Source organism: Streptomyces sp. AC1-42W (assembly GCF_003248355.1).
Lineage (GTDB): Bacteria > Actinomycetota > Actinomycetes > Streptomycetales > Streptomycetaceae > Streptomyces.
Genome location: NZ_QKWY01000002.1, coordinates 167,731 through 187,898 on the forward strand (window position 1 = coordinate 167,731; position 20,168 = coordinate 187,898).

The window sequence follows — 20,168 nt, forward strand, 5'->3', positions numbered from 1 at the left end:
GTCATGGCGGAGCCATGGCGACCGACGACAACGCAGGAGGCGGCGGCACCAGACCCCTCGGGCCCGGAGCGGGGTTCGACAACAGATTCTGGGGCGCTGCGCGGGCACGACTGGGCCGACTTCCGGCCCACCCGGCGCCTCGGCGACAGCGACTGGCACATGTGGGGCGTCGGGCTGCTGCGCAGCGCCGGCTTCCCCGCCTCGGGCCTCGACCTGCTCGGCGGCCCCGCCGCCGCGGCCGCCGCCGACAGCGGGGACGAGGACGCCTTCGCCGCCGCCTACCTCGCGGACAGCGCGGCCGAGACGCGCCGCCTGGCCGCCCTGGCCGGCGACGAGAAGGTCCGTACGGCCATCGCCTGGCAGAACCGCACCGTCTACCGCGTGCTCGACGCGCTCGCCGCCGGCACCGGCAAGGAGTCCAAGCGCAAGCAGCGCGAACGCACCCTGGCCATGTACTGGCTGCGCTACTGCGCCAAGGCCGAGACCATCGGCTTCTTCGGCCCGGCCGCCTGGATGTCCGTCGGACGGGCACCCGGCAGCCTCGCCGCGGACCACGGCGAGCGGCTGGTCGCGCGGAGCCGTACGCACTTCGAACGCTGGGCGCTGGCCGCCGTGGCGGACTGGATGGCCGCGCAGCCCGGCGCCCGCTGGTGGTTCCCGCCGCAGCTCCGGCCCGACGTCCACCTCGACGGCGACCGGCTGCTGCTGCCGGGCGGACGCGAGAGCCGGCTGCGCCCGGAGGACCGCCAGGTCCTCGCGTACGCGGACGGGGAACGCAACGGCGCGGCGATCACCGAGGCCCTGGTCCGCGAGGACGGCTGGGCGGCCGAGGGGGCCCGGCCGCGCGTCGAGAAGATCCTCGGCCGGCTGCTCAAGCAGCGCGTGCTGACGTGGGACGCCAACATCCCGGTCGACGTGCGCGCCGAGCGGATACTGCGACGGCGGGTCGCCGCCGTCGCCGACCCCGAGATGTTCGTCCGCTTCGAGACGGTCCTCACCGCGCTCGACCGGCACCGTGAGGCCATCGACGCCGCCACCACGTCCGCCGAACTCGCCGCCCGACTCGACGAGCTGGACGCGTACTTCGTCACGACGACCGGACTCGACGCCTCCCGCGACGAGGGCAAGGCCTACGCCGGCCGCACCCTCTGCTACCAGGACGCGGTGCGGGACTGCCGGGTCGAGGTCGGCACCGACTTCCTGGACGGCATCGCCCGCCCGCTCGCCCTGGTGGCCGACGCGGCGGACTGGTTCGGCAACCGCCTGGTGGAACTGGTCGAGGCGGAGATGGCCGGGTTCGTCCGGGCCGCCGCCGCCCGGCGCCCCCGGGTCACCCTGGCCGATGTGTGGCCCCAGGTGCTCGGGCTGTTCTGGGGCGACGGCGCCCGTCCGGTGCACACCGCGACCGCGGACCTCGCCCGCAAGTGGCGCGAGGTCCTGGACCTCGACCCGGCCGGCACGGAACCGGTCGGGCTGCGGGTGGCGGACATCGAGCGGCGGGCGCGTGCCGTCTTCGCCACCGGACCCGTCGCACCCCATCTCGCCCTGCACAGCCCCGACCTCCAGGTGGTCCGCGATGCGGACGGCGGGCTGACCACCGTCCTCGGTGAGCTGCACGCCTGCCTCGCCACCTGCGACCTGCCGTTCCTCGACTGGACCAGCGGCGCCGCGTCCCTGCGCGACCGGGTGAACGAGGCCATCGGCGCACCCCGCCTGGTGCCGCTGCTGCCCGTCGACTGGAAGCGCAACAGCGGCCGGATGGTGCCCGCCCCCATCGGCGCGGGCGACCGGCTCATCGGGTTCACCCGCGCCCCGTTCGACGACCGGTCCCGGATCGACCCGGCCGCCGCGATCGCCCTGGCCGAGCGGGACGGCACGGTCACCGCCACCACGCCCGACGGGCGCGTGTGGAGCATGGCCGAACTGCTCGCCGTACCGGTGTCGATCATCGCCGCCGACGCCTTCAAGATCGGGCTCGACCAGCCGCACGCCCCACGCGTGAGCCTCGACGGGCTCGTCCTGTTCCGGGAGACCTGGCGCAAGCCGGCCGGGGAGATCCCGCTCGCCGCCAAGCCCGACCGGGCGGGCGACTACCTGGCCGTACGGCGCTGGCTGCGCGCGAGCGGACTGCCCGACCAGGCCTTCGTGAAGTTCCCCCAGGAGACCAAGCCGTCCCTGGTCGACTTCACCAGCCCCACCCTCGTGCTCTCCTTCGCCAACCTCGTCCGCCGCGCCCGGCGCCTCGGCGAGGACACCACCGTGATCCTCAGCGAGCCGCTTCCGCACCCGCGGGACTCCTGGTTCACCGGGGCCGAGGGCGAGCGCTACGTCAGCGAACTCCGGCTACAGATCAGCAGAAAGGTACCGGAATGACCGTAGCCCCCTCCGACGCGACGGCCCGCGCAGTCACCGCGGCCCGCCGTCGCGATCCGGACATCATCGCGACGATCGGCGCCACCCCGCTGGTCGCCCTGGACCGCCTCTTCCCACCCGCGCTCTTCCAGGTCTACGGAAAGTGCGAGCGGTTCAACCCCGGCGGCTCCATCAAGGACCGCGCCGCCCGCTCCATGATCGAGCACGCCCTGTCCACCGGCGCGCTGGTGCCGGGCATCTCCACCGTCGTGGAGTCCTCGTCCGGCAACCTCGGCATCGCCCTGGCCCAGCTCTGCAACTTCTACCGGCTCGACCTGATCTGCGTCGTCGACCCGCGCACCACCACCCAGAACACCGCGATCATGCGGGCGTACGGGGCGACCGTCGAGATCGTGGACCGCGACCCGGAGACCGGCGAGTACCTGCCGTCCCGGATCAGGCGGGTGCGGGAGCTCGTGAACACCGTGCCCGACGCCTACTGGCCCAACCAGTACGGCAACGAGTACAACGCCCTGGCCCACCAGCACACCATGCGCGAGATCCACGAGGCGCTGCCGCAGGCCCCCGACTACCTCTTCCTGGCCGCCGGCACCACCGGCACCCTGCGCGGCTGCGCCGAGTACATCGCCGCCGAGAACCTGCCCACCCAGGTGGTCGCGGTGGACGCGGTGGGCAGCGTGATCTTCGGCCCGCCCGAGTCCTGGGAGCGGCAGCACCGCCGCACCATCCCCGGACACGGCGCGGCCGTGGTCCCGGCGCTGCTGCGCCCCGGCCTCGCGGACCGCGTGGTCAAGACGACCGACCTGGACTGTGTACGGGGCTGCCGCGCCCTGCTGGGACGGGAGTCGATCCTGGCCGGCGGCTCGTCCGGCGCGGTGGTCTCCGCCCTGATGGACGCCGCCTCCTGGATCACGCCCGGCGCCACCTGCGTCGCGATCCTCCCCGACGGCGGCGACCGCTACCTCGACACGATCTACAGCGACTCCTGGGTCGAGTCCCGCTTCGGCTGACCGCCCGCCGGGCCGCCCGCCCCCCCCCAGAGCCTGTGCGCAAACCCCCGCCCGGGTCCGGGGTGTCCTGCACCTCCGCCTCCGGCGTTGTCGTCGGTCGCGATGGCTCCGCCATCACTCCCTCCTCCGCCTTGGATTCGAAGGCACCGGACACCCCGGCCTGATCCGGACGGGAGTTTGCGCACAGGCTCTCAGACCACTCAACCGAACTTCCACGCAGAGGAATTGACCAGACATGAGAATCCTCGGTCGTGAGGACGTCGCCGCCGCGCTCGACGGCCTCGACCCCGACGTGCTCGAAGCGGTGCGCACCGCGTACGTGCTGCACGGCCAGGGCCGCTCGGAGGTGCCGCACTCCGGGTTCCTGCGCCCTCCCGGCGACGACGGCTCCCGCATCATCTCGCTCCCCGCCTACCTGGGCGGACCCGACCCCGTCATGGGGCTGAAGTGGATCTCCTCGTTCCCGGCCAACGTCGAGCGCGGCCTCCAGCGCGCCTCGTCGGTCCAGATCCTCAACGACCTGCGCACCGGCTACCCGACCGCCGTCCTGGAGGCGAGCCGGATCTCGGCCTCCCGCACCGCCGCATCGGCCGCCCTGGCCAGCCGCTCGCTGCACGGCGCCCGCCCGGTGCGCACGGCCGGGCTGATCGGCTGCGGCACGATCAACCGGCGCGTCCTGGACTTCCTGGCGCTGGTCCACCCCGAGCTGCGCACGGTCACCGTCCAGGACGCGGTGCCCGGCCGCGCCGCCACCTTCGCCGCCCAACTGGCGGACGAGCGGCCCGGGATCACCTTCGTGGCCGGCGAGGTCGGCGACGCGCTGCGCACCGACACGGTCTCCCTCGCCACCACCGACTCCAGCTACTGGCTCGACCTCGCCGACCACCCGGACCGGCCCGAACACCAGGTGATCCTGCACCTGTCGCTGCGCGACCTGAGCACGGCGTCCGTCCTGAACGCCTACAACGTGGTCGACGACATCGACCACGCGATCCGCGAGCAGACGTCGCTGCACCGCGCCGAGCAGGAGGTGGGCCACCGCCGGTTCGTGCACGCCGAGATCGCCACCGTCCTCGGCCGGAGCGAGGAGCCCGAGACCTCGGGGACCATCGTCTTCTCCCCGTTCGGCCTCGGCATCCTCGACCTCGCCGTCGCCCGGACGATCCTCGTCGCCGCCAGGCGCGACGGCATCGGCAGCGAGGCGGCCGGCTTCGACCCCGGCGCGCACCGGGTCACCGCGGCCATGGCGGGAGGCGCGGCATGAGCTTCCTCTTCCCCGAGGGCACCCGCGCCCTGGTCACCGGCGCCTCGCGCGGCATCGGCGCGGCCACCGCGCTCGCGCTCGCCGAACACGGCTGCGACGTCGTCGTCAACTACCGCTCCAGCGAGGCCAAGGCGCAGGAGGTCGCCGAGCAGATCCGCGCCCTGGGCCGGCAGGCCCTCCTCGTCCGGGCCGACGTCGGCGACGAGGCCCAGGTCATGGCGATGTTCAAGCGGGTGCGCACCGAGTGGGGGCCGGTCCAGGTCGCCGTACTCAACTCCGGTGTGACCGCGGACGGCCACCTCGCGGCCATGAGCAGCGCCAAGTGGCAGGAGGTCATCGACACCAACCTCACCGGCTCCTTCCTCACCGCCCGCGAGGCCACCAAGCAGATGTACGCGAGCGGCGGCGCCATCGTCCTGATCGCCTCCACCAGCGGTATCGCCGGCCGGGCCGGCCAGGCCAACTACGCAGCCAGCAAGGGCGGAGTGATCTCCCTGGCCAAGACCCTCTCGTACGAGGTCGCCCCGCGCGGCATCCGCGTCAACGTCGTCGCTCCGGGGTTCATCGACACCGACATGGTCAAGAAGGTCCCCCCGGCCCATCTGAAGGAGGCCCTTCAGGTGATCCCGATGGGCCGGACCGGCACCGCCGGAGAGGTCGCCCAGGCGGCCGTCTTCATGGCCTCGCCCGCCGCCTCGTACATCACCGGAAAGGTGCTGACCGTCGACGGCGGAATGATCCCCAACTGATCGCAGAACCCACCTATTCACAGGAGAGAACCCTTATGTCCACCGCCACCTTCGAGGACATCCGCACCCAGGCCGAGGCCCGTCTCGGCAAGAACATGAAGGTCAAGTCGATGATCATCGACCGGCTCGGTCTGGAGGTCGAGCCGGCCGTGGTCTCCGACAACCAGCCGCTGTTCGGCCGGGGCCTGGAGATGGACTCGCTGGACACGCTGGAGATCGTCGTCATGGTCAACAACGAGTTCGACGTGCTGATCAGCGACGACGACTTCGAGGCCTTCGGCTCCATCAACGCCCTGGTCGACTTCATCGAGGACCGGGAGACCGCAGCGTGAGCACCGCGACCACCGCCCTCCTCGACGCGCCGGCCCCCGCGCCCGTCGCGGCCCCGGCCCCCGCCCGCAAGGCGCTGAGCTACTCCTCGGACGACATCAAGCGGATGCTGCCGCACCGCTGGCCGATGCTGATGATCGACCGGGCCTACGACGTCGTGCCGGGTGTCTCGGGACGCGGCGTCAAGAGCGTCTCCGTCAACGAGCCGTTCTTCGCCGGCCACTACCCGGACCACTCGATCATGCCCGGCGTGATGATCGTCGAGTCGATGGCCCAGCTGGTCGCCGTCGTCTACGTCGCGGAGATCCTGGAGGGCGCCGCGGGCTCCGGCCCGGACGACGCCTCGCGCAGCGTCGGCTACCTCGGCTCCATCAGCAACATGAAGTTCTCCCGGCTCGTCGTCCCCGGCGACCAGCTCACCCTGGAGGCCCGGCTGGGCCAGCGCCTCGGCGGCCTGCGCCAGGTGAAGGTGCGGGCGACCGTCGGGTCCGAACTCGCCGCCGCCGGGACGCTCGTCGTCACCACCGGCCGCAAGGGCTGAACACCCGCCCCGCCGACAGAAACCGGAACCACACGACCTCAGAAGGAGGTGTGACCATGGCCCTCACGATCCGCCCGTACCAGGAGGGCGACGCGCACGCCATCGCGGAGCTGTACAACCGCCACCGGGACAACCCCAACCCGGTCGCCGGAGGCGTCAGCGGCGACGAACTCGCCCGCGAGCTGGCCGGACGCGAGACGGCGACGTTCCTGGTGGCCGAGGACGACGAGCGCCTCGTGGGGACGTTCGGCCTCTTCCACAACACCGGCCGCCGGTCGGCCCGCGCCGGCGAACTCATCGCGGACATGTTCTTCGTGCACCCCGCCCACCGCGGCGGGCTGGTCACCGGAAGGCTGTTCACCGAGGCCGTCGAGTGGATGATGCGCACCGGCTGCCTGGTGCTGCGGCTGACCGTCAACCCGGCCAACACCGTGGCCTTCCGGCTCTACCGGCGCGTCGGCTGCGTCTCGGTGGGCCGGGCCGTCCCCGGCGAGGACGGCAACGTGGAGCTGCACAACTACATCCCGCTCGTCGTGCGCAGCGTCTTCGCCGACCTGGGCGAGCAGGCCACGGCGGCCCTCGGCAGCCTGATGAGCTTCGCCTCCGTCACCGAGTCCCGCGACGACGAGCTGCGCTCCGACGTACGGATCGTCGACGGGGTCCGCACCGTCGACTACTGCCTGGCCCTCGGCGAGTTCCGGATCGACGCGTCCGTCGACGTGGACCGGGGCACCGTGTGCGAGGCCCGCCTCACCGAGCCCGGCGGCACGACCCGGGAGCTGCGCCTGACCCGGCCCCCGTACGAGGTCCGGACCCCGCGCGGGGTGGCGCCGTACCGGTTCACCCGGTCCGGGCTCACCTGCGAGGTGGACGGCGACGACGGCACCCTGAGCGTCCTCGCGGACGGCCACCGGGGCCCGGTCCTCGTCTCCACCTGGCCGAGCTGCCGGGCCGACCGCCCGGCCGGCTGGCGCGAGGGAGAGCCCCGCGACCTCGCCCTGGAGCCGGTCGACGGCGGGGTACGGGTCACCGAACGGGACGGCGACGCCACCGTCACCGGCACGTTCACCCTCGACGGGGAGGGCCTGCTCCAGGAGTTCACCCGTACCGGCTCCGCCACCGGCCGCGTCTTCCAGACCGTCGGCCTGCGCCAGGGCGTCTTCACCGGCGCCGGCGGACAGGACCACCCGATCGGGCTGGGCCAGGGGGTGCGCGACGCCTCCGAGGTCGTCGCCGCCGCCCAAACCGTCCCGCAGGGCACGGAACTGGCCTGGCGGGGACGCGGCGTACGCCTCTCGCTGACGGCGGACGGGGCCCTGCGGCTCGTCCACAGCACCCTCCTGGAACGCGTCCTGGCACCCGGTCCGGACGGCGTGGCCCGGATGCGCACCGCCGTCCGGCCGCGCGGCGCGGACACCGCCCGCCGCCTGGAGGTGCACGCGGCCGCCGGCGGCGTCACCGTCTGGCGCGAGGGCACCACCAAGGTGCTGCGCAGCCCCTACCCCCGCACCCGCTCCCACGGCTACAACCCCCACTGGTCCGCGGGCCTGTGGGTCACTCGGGAGAACAGCCGCCACGACCGGGCCGCCGGGCTCGGCTGGGGGGTGCCGGCCGCCGGCGCCTGGGAGGAGAAGCACCCGCTGGGCCTGCACGCCCCGGACTCCGGCCTCGACTGGGAGATCGCCGCCGACGGCGACGGGCTCCGCGTCGATGCCCGGTCGAGCGGCACGGACCGCGAGACCGTGGTGTGGCTCACCCCGCAGACGCCGCTCAGGACCGCCGTCGTCCTCGAATCGGGCGGCGAGCACTGGGAACTGAACACCGGCGACTTCCGCCAGGTGTGGGCCGGCCGGGCCGCCGTCCGGCTCTCCGACGGGCGGTGGCTGCACTGCGCCCCCGCCACCGCCTCGCACGACGAACTGGTGCTGCGCGCCACCGCGTCGGGCCTCCTCATCGGCGGAGTCTCCGCCGCCCCGGAGAGCGCCTGGCTGCTCTCCGTGCACGACACACCCCTCCACTTCCGCACCACCGACCCGAAGGGCAACGACCGATCATGACCGCCACCACCATCGCCCCGGCCGTCCGCACCGCCACCGAGGACTACGCCACGCTGCGCACCGCCGTCGGCTCCTACCGCGTCACCACCCCGCTGGTCCGGCTGACCGGTGACGAGCGGCTGACCTTCCTGGACGGCTTCCTCGCCAAGTCCGCCGACTACGTCGAGCCCGACACCGTCCGCGAGGTGCTGGCGCTGAACGAGGACGGCAGGCCGTTCGCGATCCTGCTCCACTTCGAGATCGGCGAGGAGTCGTGGCTGCTGCCGCGCACCACCGTCACCGCCGGTGAACTGACCGCCTACCTGGGTCGGTTCGACGCCTCCGGGGTCACCGTCGAGATATCCCCCGAGGGCTGGGGCGCGGTCGCCTTCGAGGGCCCCGTGGCCTGGTCGGTCGCGGCCGGCTTCGTGGACTTCGACATCTCCGGCCTGACCCTGCACGCCGTCACCGAGGCCACCCTCGACGCCCCCGGCGCCACCGCGCACCTGGCCCGCGTCGGCACCACCGGCGAGTACGGCTACCTGCTCCTGACGGACGCCCCCGAGGCCGCGTACGAGGCGGTGCTCGCCGGCGTCACCGGCAAGGGCGGCGCCGAGACCGGCGAGGAGGCCCTGAACCGGGTGCAGGCCGAGGCCGGAATGGGCGTGTACGGGGCCGGGTTCGGCGAGCTGGGTGTCGACGAGGCCGACCTCGCCTGGATGATCGACTGGGACCGCGTCGGCGAGTTCCACGGCTCCGGCGAGCTGACCGCGCCCACCGGCTCGGAGCGCCGCCTCACCGCCCTCGTCGCCCCGGTCGGCAGCCGCTTCGCCGCCGGTACGGCCATCACCGCGGGCGGCCGGGGGATCGGCACCGTGCTGCACCAGGCGCCGGCCGCCAACCCGGAGGAGGAGCTGGTCCTGGCCCTGCTCGACGCCCCCTTCTGGGTGCCGGGCCTGGAGCTGGCCGCCGCGGACCGTACGGGCGACGAGCGCCCCGTGCGCACCGTCACCCTGCCCCGGGTCATCGCCCGCTCCCTCACCGTCAAGATCGCTTGAGAGGCCGGGTCATGACACCTGCGAACATCGCCCTGACCGGCCTGGGGCTGATCACCGGGGCCGGGGACGACGTCGAGAAGAGCTGGGCGTCGATCGCCGCCGGCACCACCGGCATCCGCACCAACACCCTCTTCGACACCACCGAGCTGCTCACCGACTGGGCGGGCATGTCCACCGCCGAGCAGCCCGCCGACCTGGACCGCTGCTACGCGCTGGCGGCCACCGCGATCCGTGAGGCCCTGCACGGCAGCGGCCTCGACCTCGACACGGTGGACCGCGAACGGGTGGCCGTCGTGGTGGGCTCCAGCCTCGGCGCCATGCCGACGCTGGAGGCCACCCACCGCACCCTCGTCCTGGAGGGCCGGCTCGACCTCGACCGGGCGGTCGCCTCGCAACTGCCCTGCGTGGGCGACTACATCGCGGCCGAGTTCGATCTGCGCGGCCCGCGCGTGGTCCTCTCCAACGCCTGCGCGGCCAGCGCCGTCGCCCTCGGCTACGCGGCCGAGCTGCTGTGGAAGGGGGACGTCGACTACGTGGTGTGCGGCGGCGTCGACCCGCTGGCGGAGCTGTCCCACTACGGGTTCAGCGCGCTGGGCGCCCTGGACTCCGAACCGTGCTCGCCGCTGTCCGCCTCCACCGGGCTCACCCTCGGCGAGGGGGCCGGATTCATGGTCCTGGAGTCCGTCGAGCGGGCGGAGGCGCGCGGCGCCCGCGTCCTCGCGGAGCTGGGCGGCTACGGGCTGTCCTGCGACGGCCACCACCAGACCGCGCCCGACCCCAGCGGCAAGGGCGCCTGCTCCTCCATGGCGCAGGCCCTGGAGACGGCGGGCCTCACCCCGGCCGACGTGGACTACCTCAACCTGCACGGCACCGGCACCCCCGCCAACGACGCCTCCGAGCCCAAGGCGCTGAAGCTCCTGTTCGGCCTGGAGATCCCGGCGGCCAGCTCCACCAAGTCCATCCTCGGCCACACCCTCGGCGCGGCCGGCGCGGTCGAGGCCGTGGTGAGCACCCTGGCCATCGACCGGGGCGTCCTGCCGCCCACCATCAACACCCGCGGCGTCCCCTCCCCGTACGGCCTGGACGTCATCCCGGACATGGGCCGCGAGGCGCACCCCGAGGTGGTGCTGTCCAACTCCTTCGCGTTCGGCGGCAACAACGCCTCCGTCGTCATCAACCGGCCCGGCCGCACCGGCTCCCGGCCGCCGCGCCGCGAGGCGGTCCACGAGGTCGTCGTCACCGGCGTCGCGGGGATGGCCGGAACGGCGGGCAGCACCGAGGCGGTCATGGCGGCGCTCGCCGGGGGGCGGCCCTGCTTCGACACCTTCGAGGAGGTTCCGGGCGTCGGCCGGGTGCCGGTCGGCCGGGCCGACATCAAGGCCGCGGCGCGCGGCACCAACCCCAGCCGGGCCCGCCGCATGGACCCGCTGAGCCTGCTCGCCGCGTCCGCCGTGGGCGACCTGTACGCCCGCCACGGCAAGCCGTCGCGCGCGGTGGCCGAGTCGACCGGTGTCGTCTTCGCCACCGGCTACGGGCCGGTCACATCGGTCCTGAAGTTCCACGAGGGCGTCGTGCGCTCGGGCATCACCGGCGCCAACCCGTCCCTGTTCGCCAACACGGTCGTCAACGCGGCGGCCGGCCACGTGGCGATGCTGCACCGCTTCCGCGGCTACACCGCGACCATCGCCAACGGCGGCACCAGCTCCGTGTTCGCGCTCCAGCTTGCCGCCCGGGTCATCGCCCGCGGCGCCGCCGAGCGGATCATGGTCGTGGTCGCCGACGAGTTCCCCGAGCAGGCCCTCGCCACCCAGGCGGCCCTGCCCGGCTACGCCAGGAGCGCGCACGTCGTACCCGGCGGGCGCACCGGCGCCGTGCTCAGCGAGGGCGCCGCCGCGATCCTGCTGGAGAGCCGCGAGGCGGCCGCGGACCGGGGCGCCGGCGTCCTGGCGGCGGTCCGGGGCTTCGGCGCCGGCGGCGAACCGGCCGGCATCGGCCGCATCGCCAGGGACGGCGCGGCCTGGGGGCGCTCCCTGCGCTCCGCGCTCGCCGAGGCGGACCTCGCCCCGGAGGGCGTCGGCACGGTCGTCTCGGCCGCCTCCGGCCATCCGCTGGTCGACCTCGCCCAGCGGGCCGCCCTGCGCCACGCCGGGCTCGACGGCCGGCCGGTCCTGGCCCCCAAGGCCCTGCTCGGCGAGACCTACGGCAGCGCGGGCGCCCTCGGCCTGGTCGCCGCCCTCACCGGCGACGGCATCCCCGGCCCCGTGGTCCTGTCGAGCTTCGCGTACGGCGGCAGCTACGCGGCGGCCGTCCTCGACCCGGAGGCGTGATGGCCGCCCTGATCGGTCTGCCCGGCGACCCCGGAGCCACCGGGTACACGCTGGCGCCCGACGGGCCCGCGGCGGCGGCGGAGACGGTGAACGTGCTGGTCTCCCGGCACCGAGGACTGCCCCGCGACCGGATGGGGAACCGGCTCTCCGCCTCGGGCCGCTCCCTGATCGCCGAGGCGCTGCACCGCACGTACGGGCGCCGGATCACCGCAGGCGAGCTGGCGCGGGACGGCCTCAAGCGCTGGTCGGTGCCCGCGCTGGGCCTGTCCGCTTCGGTGGCCCACGTCGGCGCGTACAGCGCGGTGGCGTTCGCGCCCGCCGGGCGGGTGATCGGCGTGGACCTCCAGGACGAACGCGACCGGCCGCACGCCCTGCGCTGGCTGGGCGACCTGCTGGGCCGCGAGGAGCCCGCCACGATCAGGGACTTCGCCGAGTGCGAGGCGCTCATCAAGGCGTCGCACCTGACCAAGGAGACCTTCGCCGGAACCCGGCTGCCGCCCTGGCGGCCGGGCTGGCGGCCCGTGAACACCGAGACCTACGAGGTGCGTTCCGTCGTCCTGCGGGCCGAGGGCGAACCGCCCCTGCACCTCGCCCTCGCCTGCGACGCACCGGCTCCGGTGCGCTTCCACCACTTGGAGGAGGAATGACCCTCACCGCCGTGCGGCCGTACACCCGCCGCATCTCCCCGATCGAGCGCGGCTACCTCAACGCCGCCGCGACCGGCACCCCGCAGCTCATCCAGATGGTCGTCGAGGGCAAGGGCACGCTCGACGCGGACGCGCTGCGGAGCGCCGCGCGGCTGGCGACCGAGGCGAGTCCGGGCCTCGCGGTACGCCGCCGGGGCGCGCTGTGGCGCGCGGCCGGCACCGTCCCCGAGGTCGTGGAACTGCCGGCGGGCAGCGGCCTGGACCACCCGTTCTTCCACCGCGACCTGTCGGTGGTCACCGGACCCGTCTGCGAACTGGGCCTCGTCCGCGACGGGGGGACCACCCGGCTGATCGTCCGGGCCAGCCACATCGTCACCGACGGGCGCGGTCTGCGGCAGTGGATCGCCGACCTCTTCCGGGCCCTGCGCGGCGAGGAGCCGGCCGGCTGCCCGGACACCGTGGACGACGCCCACTTCCGCGCGGCGGCGGGCGAGGTCCGCCCGGCCCCCGAGGCCGCCCGGCTCACCGGACTGCCCGCGATCATCGGCGAGGGCGAGCCCGGCGAACGACCGCTGTGGCTGCGCCGCCGGGTGGCCGCCACCCCGTCCGGGACGACCGCGCGGGCCGCGGCCGCGCTCTCCCGCCACCTCGCCACGGACACCGGCCGGCTGATCGTCCCGGTGGACCTGCGCCGCCACGACCCCGCGATGCGCTCCACCGCCAACCTGACCTCGCAGCTCGTCCTGGACCTGCGCCGGGACGACAGCTGGAAGCGCGTGCACTCCACGCTGATCCGGGCCCTGATGGCGAAGACCGAGGTCGCCGTGCTCGACCGCGACTTCCTGCGCGACAACCCGTTCGCCAACAACCTGAGCGAGGCCCGCGCCTTCGACGGCCACAGCTTCCCCTGCACGGCGATCATCTCCGACCACGGCGAGGTCGACCCGGACGTCTTCGCGGCGCCCGCCTTCCGCGCCACCTCCTTCTCCACGCTGCCGATGCTGGTCCCGTACGCCGAGATGTTCCTGAGCGCCTGCCGGGTGGGCGGCGAGACCGAACTGACCCTGGCCTGCCGCGACCGGCCGGGCGCCCGCGAGAAGGCGGGAGCGCTGCTGGACGACATCGCCGAGGCGCTGACCGCCGGCTGACCCCGCGGCCGCCCACCTCCCGCCGGCCCCGCCCCGAGCGCCGACCCCGTCCCCGACGGACCCCCGAGCCCGATCCACGACGCACCCTTAAGGACGACCCCGCATGTCCCTGGACCAGAGAACCGAGCCCCCGGCGCCGGCGGAGCCGAGCCCCGTCGCGGCGGCCGCGGCGGCGGCCGCCACCCGGACCGCGATCATCACCATCGCCGCGGCCGTGGGCGGCGCCTTCATCGCCCAGCTCGACACCACGATCGTCAACGTCTCGCTGGCCGACACGTCCGCCCGCTTCGGCAGCATCAACCAGGTCCAGTGGGTCGTCACGGCCTATCTGCTGGCCCTGGTCGCGCTGATGCCGGCCGCAGGCTGGCTGGCCTCCCGCTTCGGGACCCGCCGTACGTTCATCGCATCGGTCGCCTCGTTCGCGGCCGGTTCGGCGGTCTGCGCCTTCAGTACGAGCCTCACCGAACTGATCGCCGGGCGCGCCCTGTCCGGCGCCGCCGCGGGCGTGCTCGTCCCGGTCTCCACGATGCTGCTCACCAGCGGGATGCCGAAGGAACGCCTCGGCCAGGTCCAGGCGCTGAACGGCAGCGTCATGCTGATCAGCCCGCTGCTCGGCCCCACGGTGGGCGGTCTGCTGGTCAACGCCTGGGGCTGGTGGGCGGTCTACGCCGTCAACCTGCCGCTGTGCGCGCTGCTGCTGGTGGTGGCGGTGCGCCGGGTCCGCAAGGACGCCCCGGCCGGCCAGGGGGAGGGGCGGCGCCCGCTCGACGTCCTGGGCCTGCTGACCGCCGCCGCCTGCACGGTCGGTGTGGTGCTGGCCGTGCACGCCTTCTCCGAGACGGGCCTGTCCGCCCACCCCGCCTTCCTCGTGCCGCTGGTGGTGGCCGCGGTGAGCGGCGCCGTCTTCGTACGGCACCAACTGCGCGCCGAGGCGCCGCTGCTGGACCTGCGCCTGTTCACGCACGGCGTGTACCGCACGGCCGCGATCAACATCTTCTGCCTCGGCTTCGTCCTCTTCTCGCCGATGATGCTGATCCCGCTGTACTTCGAGTCGGCGCGCGGCGAGAGCGCCGTCACCACGGGTCTGCTGATGTCGGCGGGCGGCACCGGGGTCGTCGTCGCGGGGCTCGCCTGCCGTCCGATCATGAAGAAGATCGGCGGCGGCACCACCGTCGTGATCGGGATCGTCCTGACGATGCTGGCCACCGCCCCGCTGACCGCCCTGTCGTCCAGCACGTCGTACGTGCTGATGTGCGCGGCGCTCGCGGTACGGGGCCTGGGCACCGGCCTGACCATCGTGCCGGCCATGACCCGCGCCTTCGAGTCGGTCGAGCCGCGCTCCATCCCGGACGCCTCCGCGCAGCTCAACCTGGCCCAGCGGATCGGCGGCACCTTCGCCCTGGCGGTGGTCACGGTCGTCCTGGACCGGGCCGCGCAGTCGCACCACGGGCTCGTGCCGGCCGCGTTCGCCGACTCCTTCGACCTGCTGCTCGTCGTCTACGCGCTCACCCTCGCCCCGGCCGTCGCGCTGCTGATCGCCGACCGCCGCGAGAAGGCCGCGCGGGCCGCCTCGGCCCAGTAGCGGCAGCTCAGTGACGGCGGCTCAGTGAAGGCAGCTCGGTGACTTCGGCTCAGTAACGGCGGCTCGGGAACGTCCGGTTGACCGCGTCCAGCCGTGAAGTGGCGCCGAGCTTGTCGAAGATGTTCCGCAGATGGCGCTTGACCGTGCCCTCGGTGATCCCCAGCCGGCTGCCGATCTGCCGGTTGCTCATGCTCTGGGCGACGAGCTCCATCAGCTCCCGCTCGCGCAGGGTCAGCGTGTCGGCGGGCGCGGGTCCCCGCTCGGGGCCCGCGCCGCTCGCCTTGCGCGACAGGAACATCGTCGTGCCGCCGGCCATGGCGCTGCGGATCGCGGAGACCAGGACCTCCCGGTCGACCTCCTTGTGGAGGTAGCCCACGGCCCCGGCGGACAGCAGCGAGTCGATGAGCTGGCGGTCGTCGTGCATCGTCAGGATGACGACCCGTGCCTCGGGCGCCGCCTGGCGGATGCCCCGCAGGTTGGCGAGCGGGCCGGGGCCCGGCATCTCCACGTCGAGCAGGACGAGGTCCGGCCGGTGCAGGCCGGCCAGCCGCACCCCGCTCGGCCCGTCGTCGGCCTGCGCGACGACCGTCAATCCGTCGTACATCTCCAGGAGTTCGCACAGTGCTTCGCGCAGCAGCCGGTGGTCGTCCACGGCCAGGACCCGGATGTCGCCGGATTCGGCCGGTCCCCCGCTCATCGGCATGCCGTTCCGGCGCCGTCCAGCGGGATGCGGAGCTGGACCCGGGTTCCCTGGCCGGGTTCGCTCAGCACGTCCAGCGTCCCGCCGACGGCGCTCACCCGCTGCCGCATGGCCGTCAGGCCGGTGCCGTCGCCTTCGCGCGGTGGGTCGGGCAGCCCGACCCCGTCGTCCGTGACGCTGGCGTGCGCGGCGTCGGGGAAGACCTTGACGAGGACGTCGATCCGGCGGGCCCTGGCATGCGCGAAGGCGTTGCGCAGTGCTTCGCGGACCACGAGGAACAGCTCCTGGCGGGTCTGTTCGGGCAGCCAGGACTCGTCGCCGTCGATCCGGGAGAACACCTCGGCCGGCCGGTCGGACGCGGCGGCGCTGTAGGCGTCGATCTCCTCCTTCAGGCCGTCGTGCAGCTCGTTGACGCGCAGCCCGCTGACCATGGTGCGGGTGAAGCTGAACACGTCGCGCAGGGCCTGCCGGGCGTCCTGGAGCCGGTCGCGCGGGGATTCGATGCCCTTGGCCTGCTCCATGCTGTACAGGTCGAGGCAGCGCAGGGCCAGGCCGATGCTGCTGCCGATGTGGTCGTGCAGATCGTGGGCGAGCTGGTGGCGGCGGGCGGTGCTGGCCTTGCCGACGTCGCGCAGGGGGACCGATTCGTAGCCGATAGCGGCGGCGCTGACCCGTGCGAAGATCCCCTCGTGCAGGGTCCGTACGGCGGTCAGGAAGCGTGAGAGCGCGACCTCGGGCGGGAGTTGGGCGGCGGCCTCGGTCATCGTCTCCACCGCCACGTCGAACAGCACCCGCGCTGCGTGCACCGAGTCGATCGGGGAGACCTTCTCGAAGGAGCGCTGCACCCCGAGGGCCATCGAGGTGAGTTCGGCCCCTTCGGCGACCTGGACCGGGGTGCCGTGCAGGGTGGCGACGCACTCGCCGAGTATCTGCCGGGCCTGCCTCTCGCAGGAGACCCAGAGCTCCGGCCGCAGCACCAGCGGGTTGGTGGTCTCGCGCAGTTCGTCGGCGTAGCGGGCGATGGCGGACTCGATCAGGCTGGACCGTTCGGTTGCCGGGTCGGCTGAGAGTTCCACGGTGCGCCCCCTCGATATGGGGAGTCGCCTGGTCGTGGACGGTCCGACTCCCCCACGATCACCCGCCCGGCCGGGATCATACTAAGTCCGACCGGCGAATGGGGGGTGGGTGAAGGAGCGGGGCTGGGTGCGTGCGGCTGCAAGGCGGAGGATTGAGGCGATGGGGCCTCTCCCTGCTCGAACGAAGTTGAGAGCTTGGGGAAGGAGCCATGGTGATTGACGACAACGCCGGAGGGGGCCCCTCCCTGGTCGAGCGAAGCCGAGAGCTTGGGGGAGTGCGTGCCCGGGCCCGCGACGCCGCCCCCCATTCGCCGGTCGGGCCAAGAGCCTCTTGCCCGAAGGCGAGTGCGAGACGGGGATCGTGGGGCTCAGACGAGCAGGAGTGCGGCGAGCGCGGCGAGGTGGACGGCGTACTGGGTGGCCATCCAGCTCCGGTACGGAGCCCGGTGCTCACGGTCCGTGATCCGGCCGTCGCGGGCCCGGGGCGGCAGGCAGCGTCCCGCCACGCACAGGGCGCCGACCGCGAAGACGACGGCCGCCGCGTCGAGCGGCACCTCGTGCACCCACAGGGCGCCGGCGGTGAGGGCCAGCGTCAGCGTGCCGCTGGCGACCGCGCAGAAGCGCCGGGCGCTGTGCTCGCCGCGTACGACGGCCAGGGTGCGCCGGCCCGCCAGGGCGTCGCCGCGGGTGCTGCCCAGGTCCTTGGCGACGGCCGCGATCAGCCCCACGCCGAGCGAGAGCACCGCGGCGAAGACGGCCGACTCGGCGTTGAGCGCGCTGCCGGAGGAGGCGACCCCGGCGAGGTAGGTGGTCCCCGCGGCGGCGCAGGTGACCGCCGACGCCGACCAGGAACGGCACTTGGCGGCGACCCACGGCGCGGAGTACACGTACCCGAGGACGAGGAAGACGGCGGCGGCCTCGGCCACCTTCCAGCCCGCCGCGCAGCCGAGCAGCAGCCCGGCCAGCGCGCTCGCCACCACGGCCCGGCGGGCCGCGTCCTCGGTCAGCCGGCCGCTGGCCAGCGGCCGCTGGGACCGGTTGGCCCGGTCCTCGCGCAGGTCACTCACCCCGTTGAAGACGTAGACGCTGACCGTCACCGCCCACCAGGCCGCCGCACCGCACAGCAGATGCGGGGCGTCGGGGCGCTGGTGCGCGGCGGACGCCGTCAGCAGCGCCCCCGTGACGAACCGCAGGACGAACATCACCTGGACCAGCGGGCGTGCCTCCCGCAGGCACAGCCGCACGGTGCGGGTGGCCGAAAGCAGTGCGGACCCCGAGAGGTCGAACGCACCGGACGCGGAGGCGGAGGAGGAGGTGGGCGAGGGCGAGAGGCGAGGCGTAAGGGCCTGAGTCATGGGTGGAACCTAAGGCGGGAACTCGACGTTCCGACGTGTGTCTTTTGAGGTAGGCCATGTGCCTTGGGAAGTACTCGCGTTGAATACGAAGGCCCCGCGCGCCTAGCGTCACCAGTGTCGCGATCACGCTGCATGATGCGGAACGTCAGGGGGGAGCGGAAGATGGATTTCCTGGTTCTGGGACCGGTGGAGGTACGCGAGTCGGGAGAGCCGGTCCGGCTCCGCGGAATGCGTCGCCGCCGGCTGCTTGCCGTTCTGCTGCTGAACGCGGGGCACGCGGTGTCCATGGACGTCCTGGTGGACGAGCTGTGGCAGGACCCGCCCGCCTCCGCCCGCCACCAGGTGCACAACGCCATCCGCGACCTGCGCGCCGCCCTGGCCGGCTCCGCGGGCGCCGGACTCGTCACGGTGGACATCGGCTACCGGCTGGACGTACCCGCCGGGGCGGTGGACGCCCACCGCTTCACCGAAGGGGTACGGGCCGCCCGCGCCGCCCGCCGGGAGGGCCGCGACACCGAGGCGATGCGGCTGCTCCAGGCGGCGGTCGACCTGTGGCGGGGCGACGCCTTCGCCGACATCGACTGCCCCGCGGTGCGGGCGGCCGCGGCCGGGCTCGACGAGCAGCGGCTCACGGCCGTCGAGGAGCTGATGGAGCTGCGCCTCGCGGCCGGCGAGACCGGCTCCCTGGTCGCCGAACTGTCCGCGCTCACCGCCGGGCACCCGCTGCGCGACGCCCTGCGCGGCAGCCTGATGCTCGCCCTGTACCGCAGCGGCCGGCAGGCGGACGCGCTCGCCGTCTACGACGAGGGGCGGCGGCTGCTGGCGGACGAACTGGGCCTGGAACCGGGACCGCGGCTGCGCCATCTGCACACCGAGATCCTCGCGGACGCCCCCCGGGTGCAGCGCCGCGCCGCCGCGCCCGCCCGGCCCGCCGCGGCCCGGCCCGCCCAGGACAACTACCTGCCGCGCGACCTGCCCGACTTCACCGGCCGCGCCGCCGAACTGGCCAGGCTCGACCGGGCCGTCGACGACCTGAGCGACGGGTTCCCGCGTACGGTCGTGATCGACGGCATGGGCGGCATCGGCAAGACGGCCCTCGCCGTCCACTTCGCCCACCGCCGCACCTCGGACCACCCGGACGGCCAGTTCTACGTGGACCTGCACGGCTTCAGCACCGGGCGCGCCCCGCTGACCCCCGAGGAGGCGCTCGGCGTGCTGCTGCGCTCGGACGGAGCCGCGCCCGGCAGCCTCCCGGCCGGCCTGGCCGAGCGCAGCGCCATCTGGCGCTCCCGGCTCGCGGGCCGCAGCGCCCTGCTCGTCCTGGACAACGCGGCCGACGCCGCCCAGGTGGCCCCGCTGCTGCCCGGCACGGGCGACACGCTCACCCTGGTCACCACCCGCCGCAAGCTGACCGCGACGGACGGCGCCCTCTCCCTGCCGCTGGGCGCGCTGGCCCCGGCGGAGGCGGAGACCCTGTTCCGCCGCATCGCGGGCGAGGCATGCGCCGGCGCGTCGCTGAACCGGACGGTCGCCCTGTGCGGGCACCACCCGCTGGCCCTGCGCATCGCGGCGACCCGGCTGCGCGACCGCCCCTCGTGGAAGGTGCCGGACGTGACGGCCCGCCTGTGCACGAGCGGCGGCCGCGCCGCGTTCCTGCGCACCGCGGACCGCGACCTGATGTCCGTCCTGGCCCTCTCCTACGCCCACCTCCCCCGCGAGGCCCTGGAGTTCACCCGGGCCCTGGCCCTCCACCCGGCCCCCGTCCACGACATTCCGCAGACCTGCGCCGCGACGGGCCTGGCCCCGGCGGCCGTGGAATGCCTCTTCGACACCCTGCTGGACCACAACCTGGCCGACGAACCCGACCCGGCCCACCTGGCGATCCCCCAACTCCTCCAGGACTGCGCCCACACCCTCCCCCTCCCGACCCCGGACACGACCCCCCGCCTGTCGGCGGTGGCGTGAGCGCCCG

Annotated in this window: 16 protein-coding genes; 13 read left to right on the forward strand and 3 right to left on the reverse strand. The window is 74.0% G+C overall.

Going from position 1 to position 20,168, the window contains the following annotated elements:
- The first annotated feature begins 3 nt into the window (after nucleotides 1-3).
- The 12 genes from DNK56_RS18585 to DNK56_RS18645 all read left to right on the forward strand — a co-directional run bounded on the left by DNK56_RS18585 (nucleotide 4) and on the right by DNK56_RS18645 (nucleotide 15,065).
- The gene (locus DNK56_RS18585; protein ID WP_241989992.1) at nucleotides 4-2,373 is read left to right on the forward strand and encodes a lantibiotic dehydratase; all 2,370 of its coding nucleotides are present in this window, start codon (nucleotides 4-6) and stop codon (nucleotides 2,371-2,373) included.
- The gene (gene sbnA, locus DNK56_RS18590; protein WP_111336209.1) at nucleotides 2,370-3,383 is read left to right on the forward strand and encodes a 2,3-diaminopropionate biosynthesis protein SbnA; all 1,014 of its coding nucleotides are present in this window, start codon (nucleotides 2,370-2,372) and stop codon (nucleotides 3,381-3,383) included. Before DNK56_RS18585 ends, sbnA begins: the two co-directional genes overlap by 4 nt.
- Nucleotides 3,384-3,618: 235 nt before the next feature.
- The gene (gene sbnB / locus DNK56_RS18600) at nucleotides 3,619-4,647 is read left to right on the forward strand and encodes a 2,3-diaminopropionate biosynthesis protein SbnB (protein WP_111336213.1); all 1,029 of its coding nucleotides are present in this window, start codon (nucleotides 3,619-3,621) and stop codon (nucleotides 4,645-4,647) included.
- Nucleotides 4,644-5,396 (forward strand): 3-oxoacyl-ACP reductase FabG, encoded by a 753-nt coding sequence (gene fabG, locus DNK56_RS18605; RefSeq protein ID WP_111336215.1) that lies wholly within the window; start codon nucleotides 4,644-4,646, stop codon nucleotides 5,394-5,396. The genes sbnB and fabG overlap by 4 nt, the downstream gene beginning before the upstream one ends.
- A gap of 35 nt (nucleotides 5,397-5,431) precedes the next feature.
- Nucleotides 5,432-5,728, forward strand: coding sequence for an acyl carrier protein (locus DNK56_RS18610; RefSeq protein WP_111336218.1), 297 nt, complete (start codon nucleotides 5,432-5,434; stop codon nucleotides 5,726-5,728).
- Nucleotides 5,725-6,267: a 3-hydroxyacyl-ACP dehydratase FabZ gene (fabZ, locus tag DNK56_RS18615; RefSeq protein ID WP_199564804.1), complete on the forward strand. Its 543-nt coding sequence runs from the start codon at nucleotides 5,725-5,727 to the stop codon at nucleotides 6,265-6,267. The genes DNK56_RS18610 and fabZ overlap by 4 nt, the downstream gene beginning before the upstream one ends.
- Nucleotides 6,268-6,323: 56 nt before the next feature.
- Nucleotides 6,324-8,324, forward strand: a complete 2,001-nt coding sequence (locus tag DNK56_RS18620; RefSeq protein ID WP_111336220.1) for a GNAT family N-acetyltransferase — start codon at nucleotides 6,324-6,326, stop codon at nucleotides 8,322-8,324.
- Nucleotides 8,321-9,361 (forward strand): aminomethyltransferase family protein, encoded by a 1,041-nt coding sequence (locus DNK56_RS18625; RefSeq protein ID WP_111336223.1) that lies wholly within the window; start codon nucleotides 8,321-8,323, stop codon nucleotides 9,359-9,361. Before DNK56_RS18620 ends, DNK56_RS18625 begins: the two co-directional genes overlap by 4 nt.
- 11 nt (nucleotides 9,362-9,372) lie before the next feature.
- Nucleotides 9,373-11,688, forward strand: a complete 2,316-nt coding sequence (locus DNK56_RS18630) for a beta-ketoacyl synthase N-terminal-like domain-containing protein (RefSeq protein ID WP_111336225.1) — start codon at nucleotides 9,373-9,375, stop codon at nucleotides 11,686-11,688.
- A complete protein-coding gene (locus DNK56_RS18635; RefSeq protein WP_111336227.1) occupies nucleotides 11,688-12,335 on the forward strand; it encodes a hypothetical protein in 648 nt (215 codons plus the stop codon). The genes DNK56_RS18630 and DNK56_RS18635 overlap by 1 nt, the downstream gene beginning before the upstream one ends.
- Nucleotides 12,332-13,483, forward strand: coding sequence for a hypothetical protein (locus tag DNK56_RS18640; protein ID WP_111336230.1), 1,152 nt, complete (start codon nucleotides 12,332-12,334; stop codon nucleotides 13,481-13,483). Before DNK56_RS18635 ends, DNK56_RS18640 begins: the two co-directional genes overlap by 4 nt.
- A 103-nt stretch (nucleotides 13,484-13,586) precedes the next feature.
- Nucleotides 13,587-15,065, forward strand: coding sequence for a DHA2 family efflux MFS transporter permease subunit (locus DNK56_RS18645; RefSeq protein ID WP_111336232.1), 1,479 nt, complete (start codon nucleotides 13,587-13,589; stop codon nucleotides 15,063-15,065).
- A 49-nt stretch (nucleotides 15,066-15,114) separates the two neighbouring features.
- Here the strand turns inward: DNK56_RS18645 and DNK56_RS18650 are convergent, their stop codons facing one another.
- The 3 genes from DNK56_RS18650 to DNK56_RS18660 form a co-directional block, all read right to left on the reverse strand.
- Nucleotides 15,115-15,762 carry a response regulator gene (locus DNK56_RS18650; protein ID WP_111336234.1) on the reverse strand — a complete coding sequence of 216 codons (648 nt, stop codon included), beginning with the start codon at nucleotides 15,760-15,762 and terminating at the stop codon, nucleotides 15,115-15,117.
- Nucleotides 15,759-16,841: a sensor histidine kinase gene (locus DNK56_RS18655; RefSeq protein WP_111336237.1), complete on the reverse strand. Its 1,083-nt coding sequence runs from the start codon at nucleotides 16,839-16,841 to the stop codon at nucleotides 15,759-15,761. Before DNK56_RS18655 ends, DNK56_RS18650 begins: the two co-directional genes overlap by 4 nt.
- 368 nt (nucleotides 16,842-17,209) lie before the next feature.
- Nucleotides 17,210-18,196: a UbiA family prenyltransferase gene (locus DNK56_RS18660; protein ID WP_111336240.1), complete on the reverse strand. Its 987-nt coding sequence runs from the start codon at nucleotides 18,194-18,196 to the stop codon at nucleotides 17,210-17,212.
- 162 nt (nucleotides 18,197-18,358) lie between these two features.
- On the opposite strand from DNK56_RS18660, the gene DNK56_RS18665 reads away from it, so the two are divergent.
- Nucleotides 18,359-20,161: an AfsR/SARP family transcriptional regulator gene (locus DNK56_RS18665; protein ID WP_111336243.1), complete on the forward strand. Its 1,803-nt coding sequence runs from the start codon at nucleotides 18,359-18,361 to the stop codon at nucleotides 20,159-20,161.
- Nucleotides 20,162-20,168 lie beyond the last annotated feature (7 nt).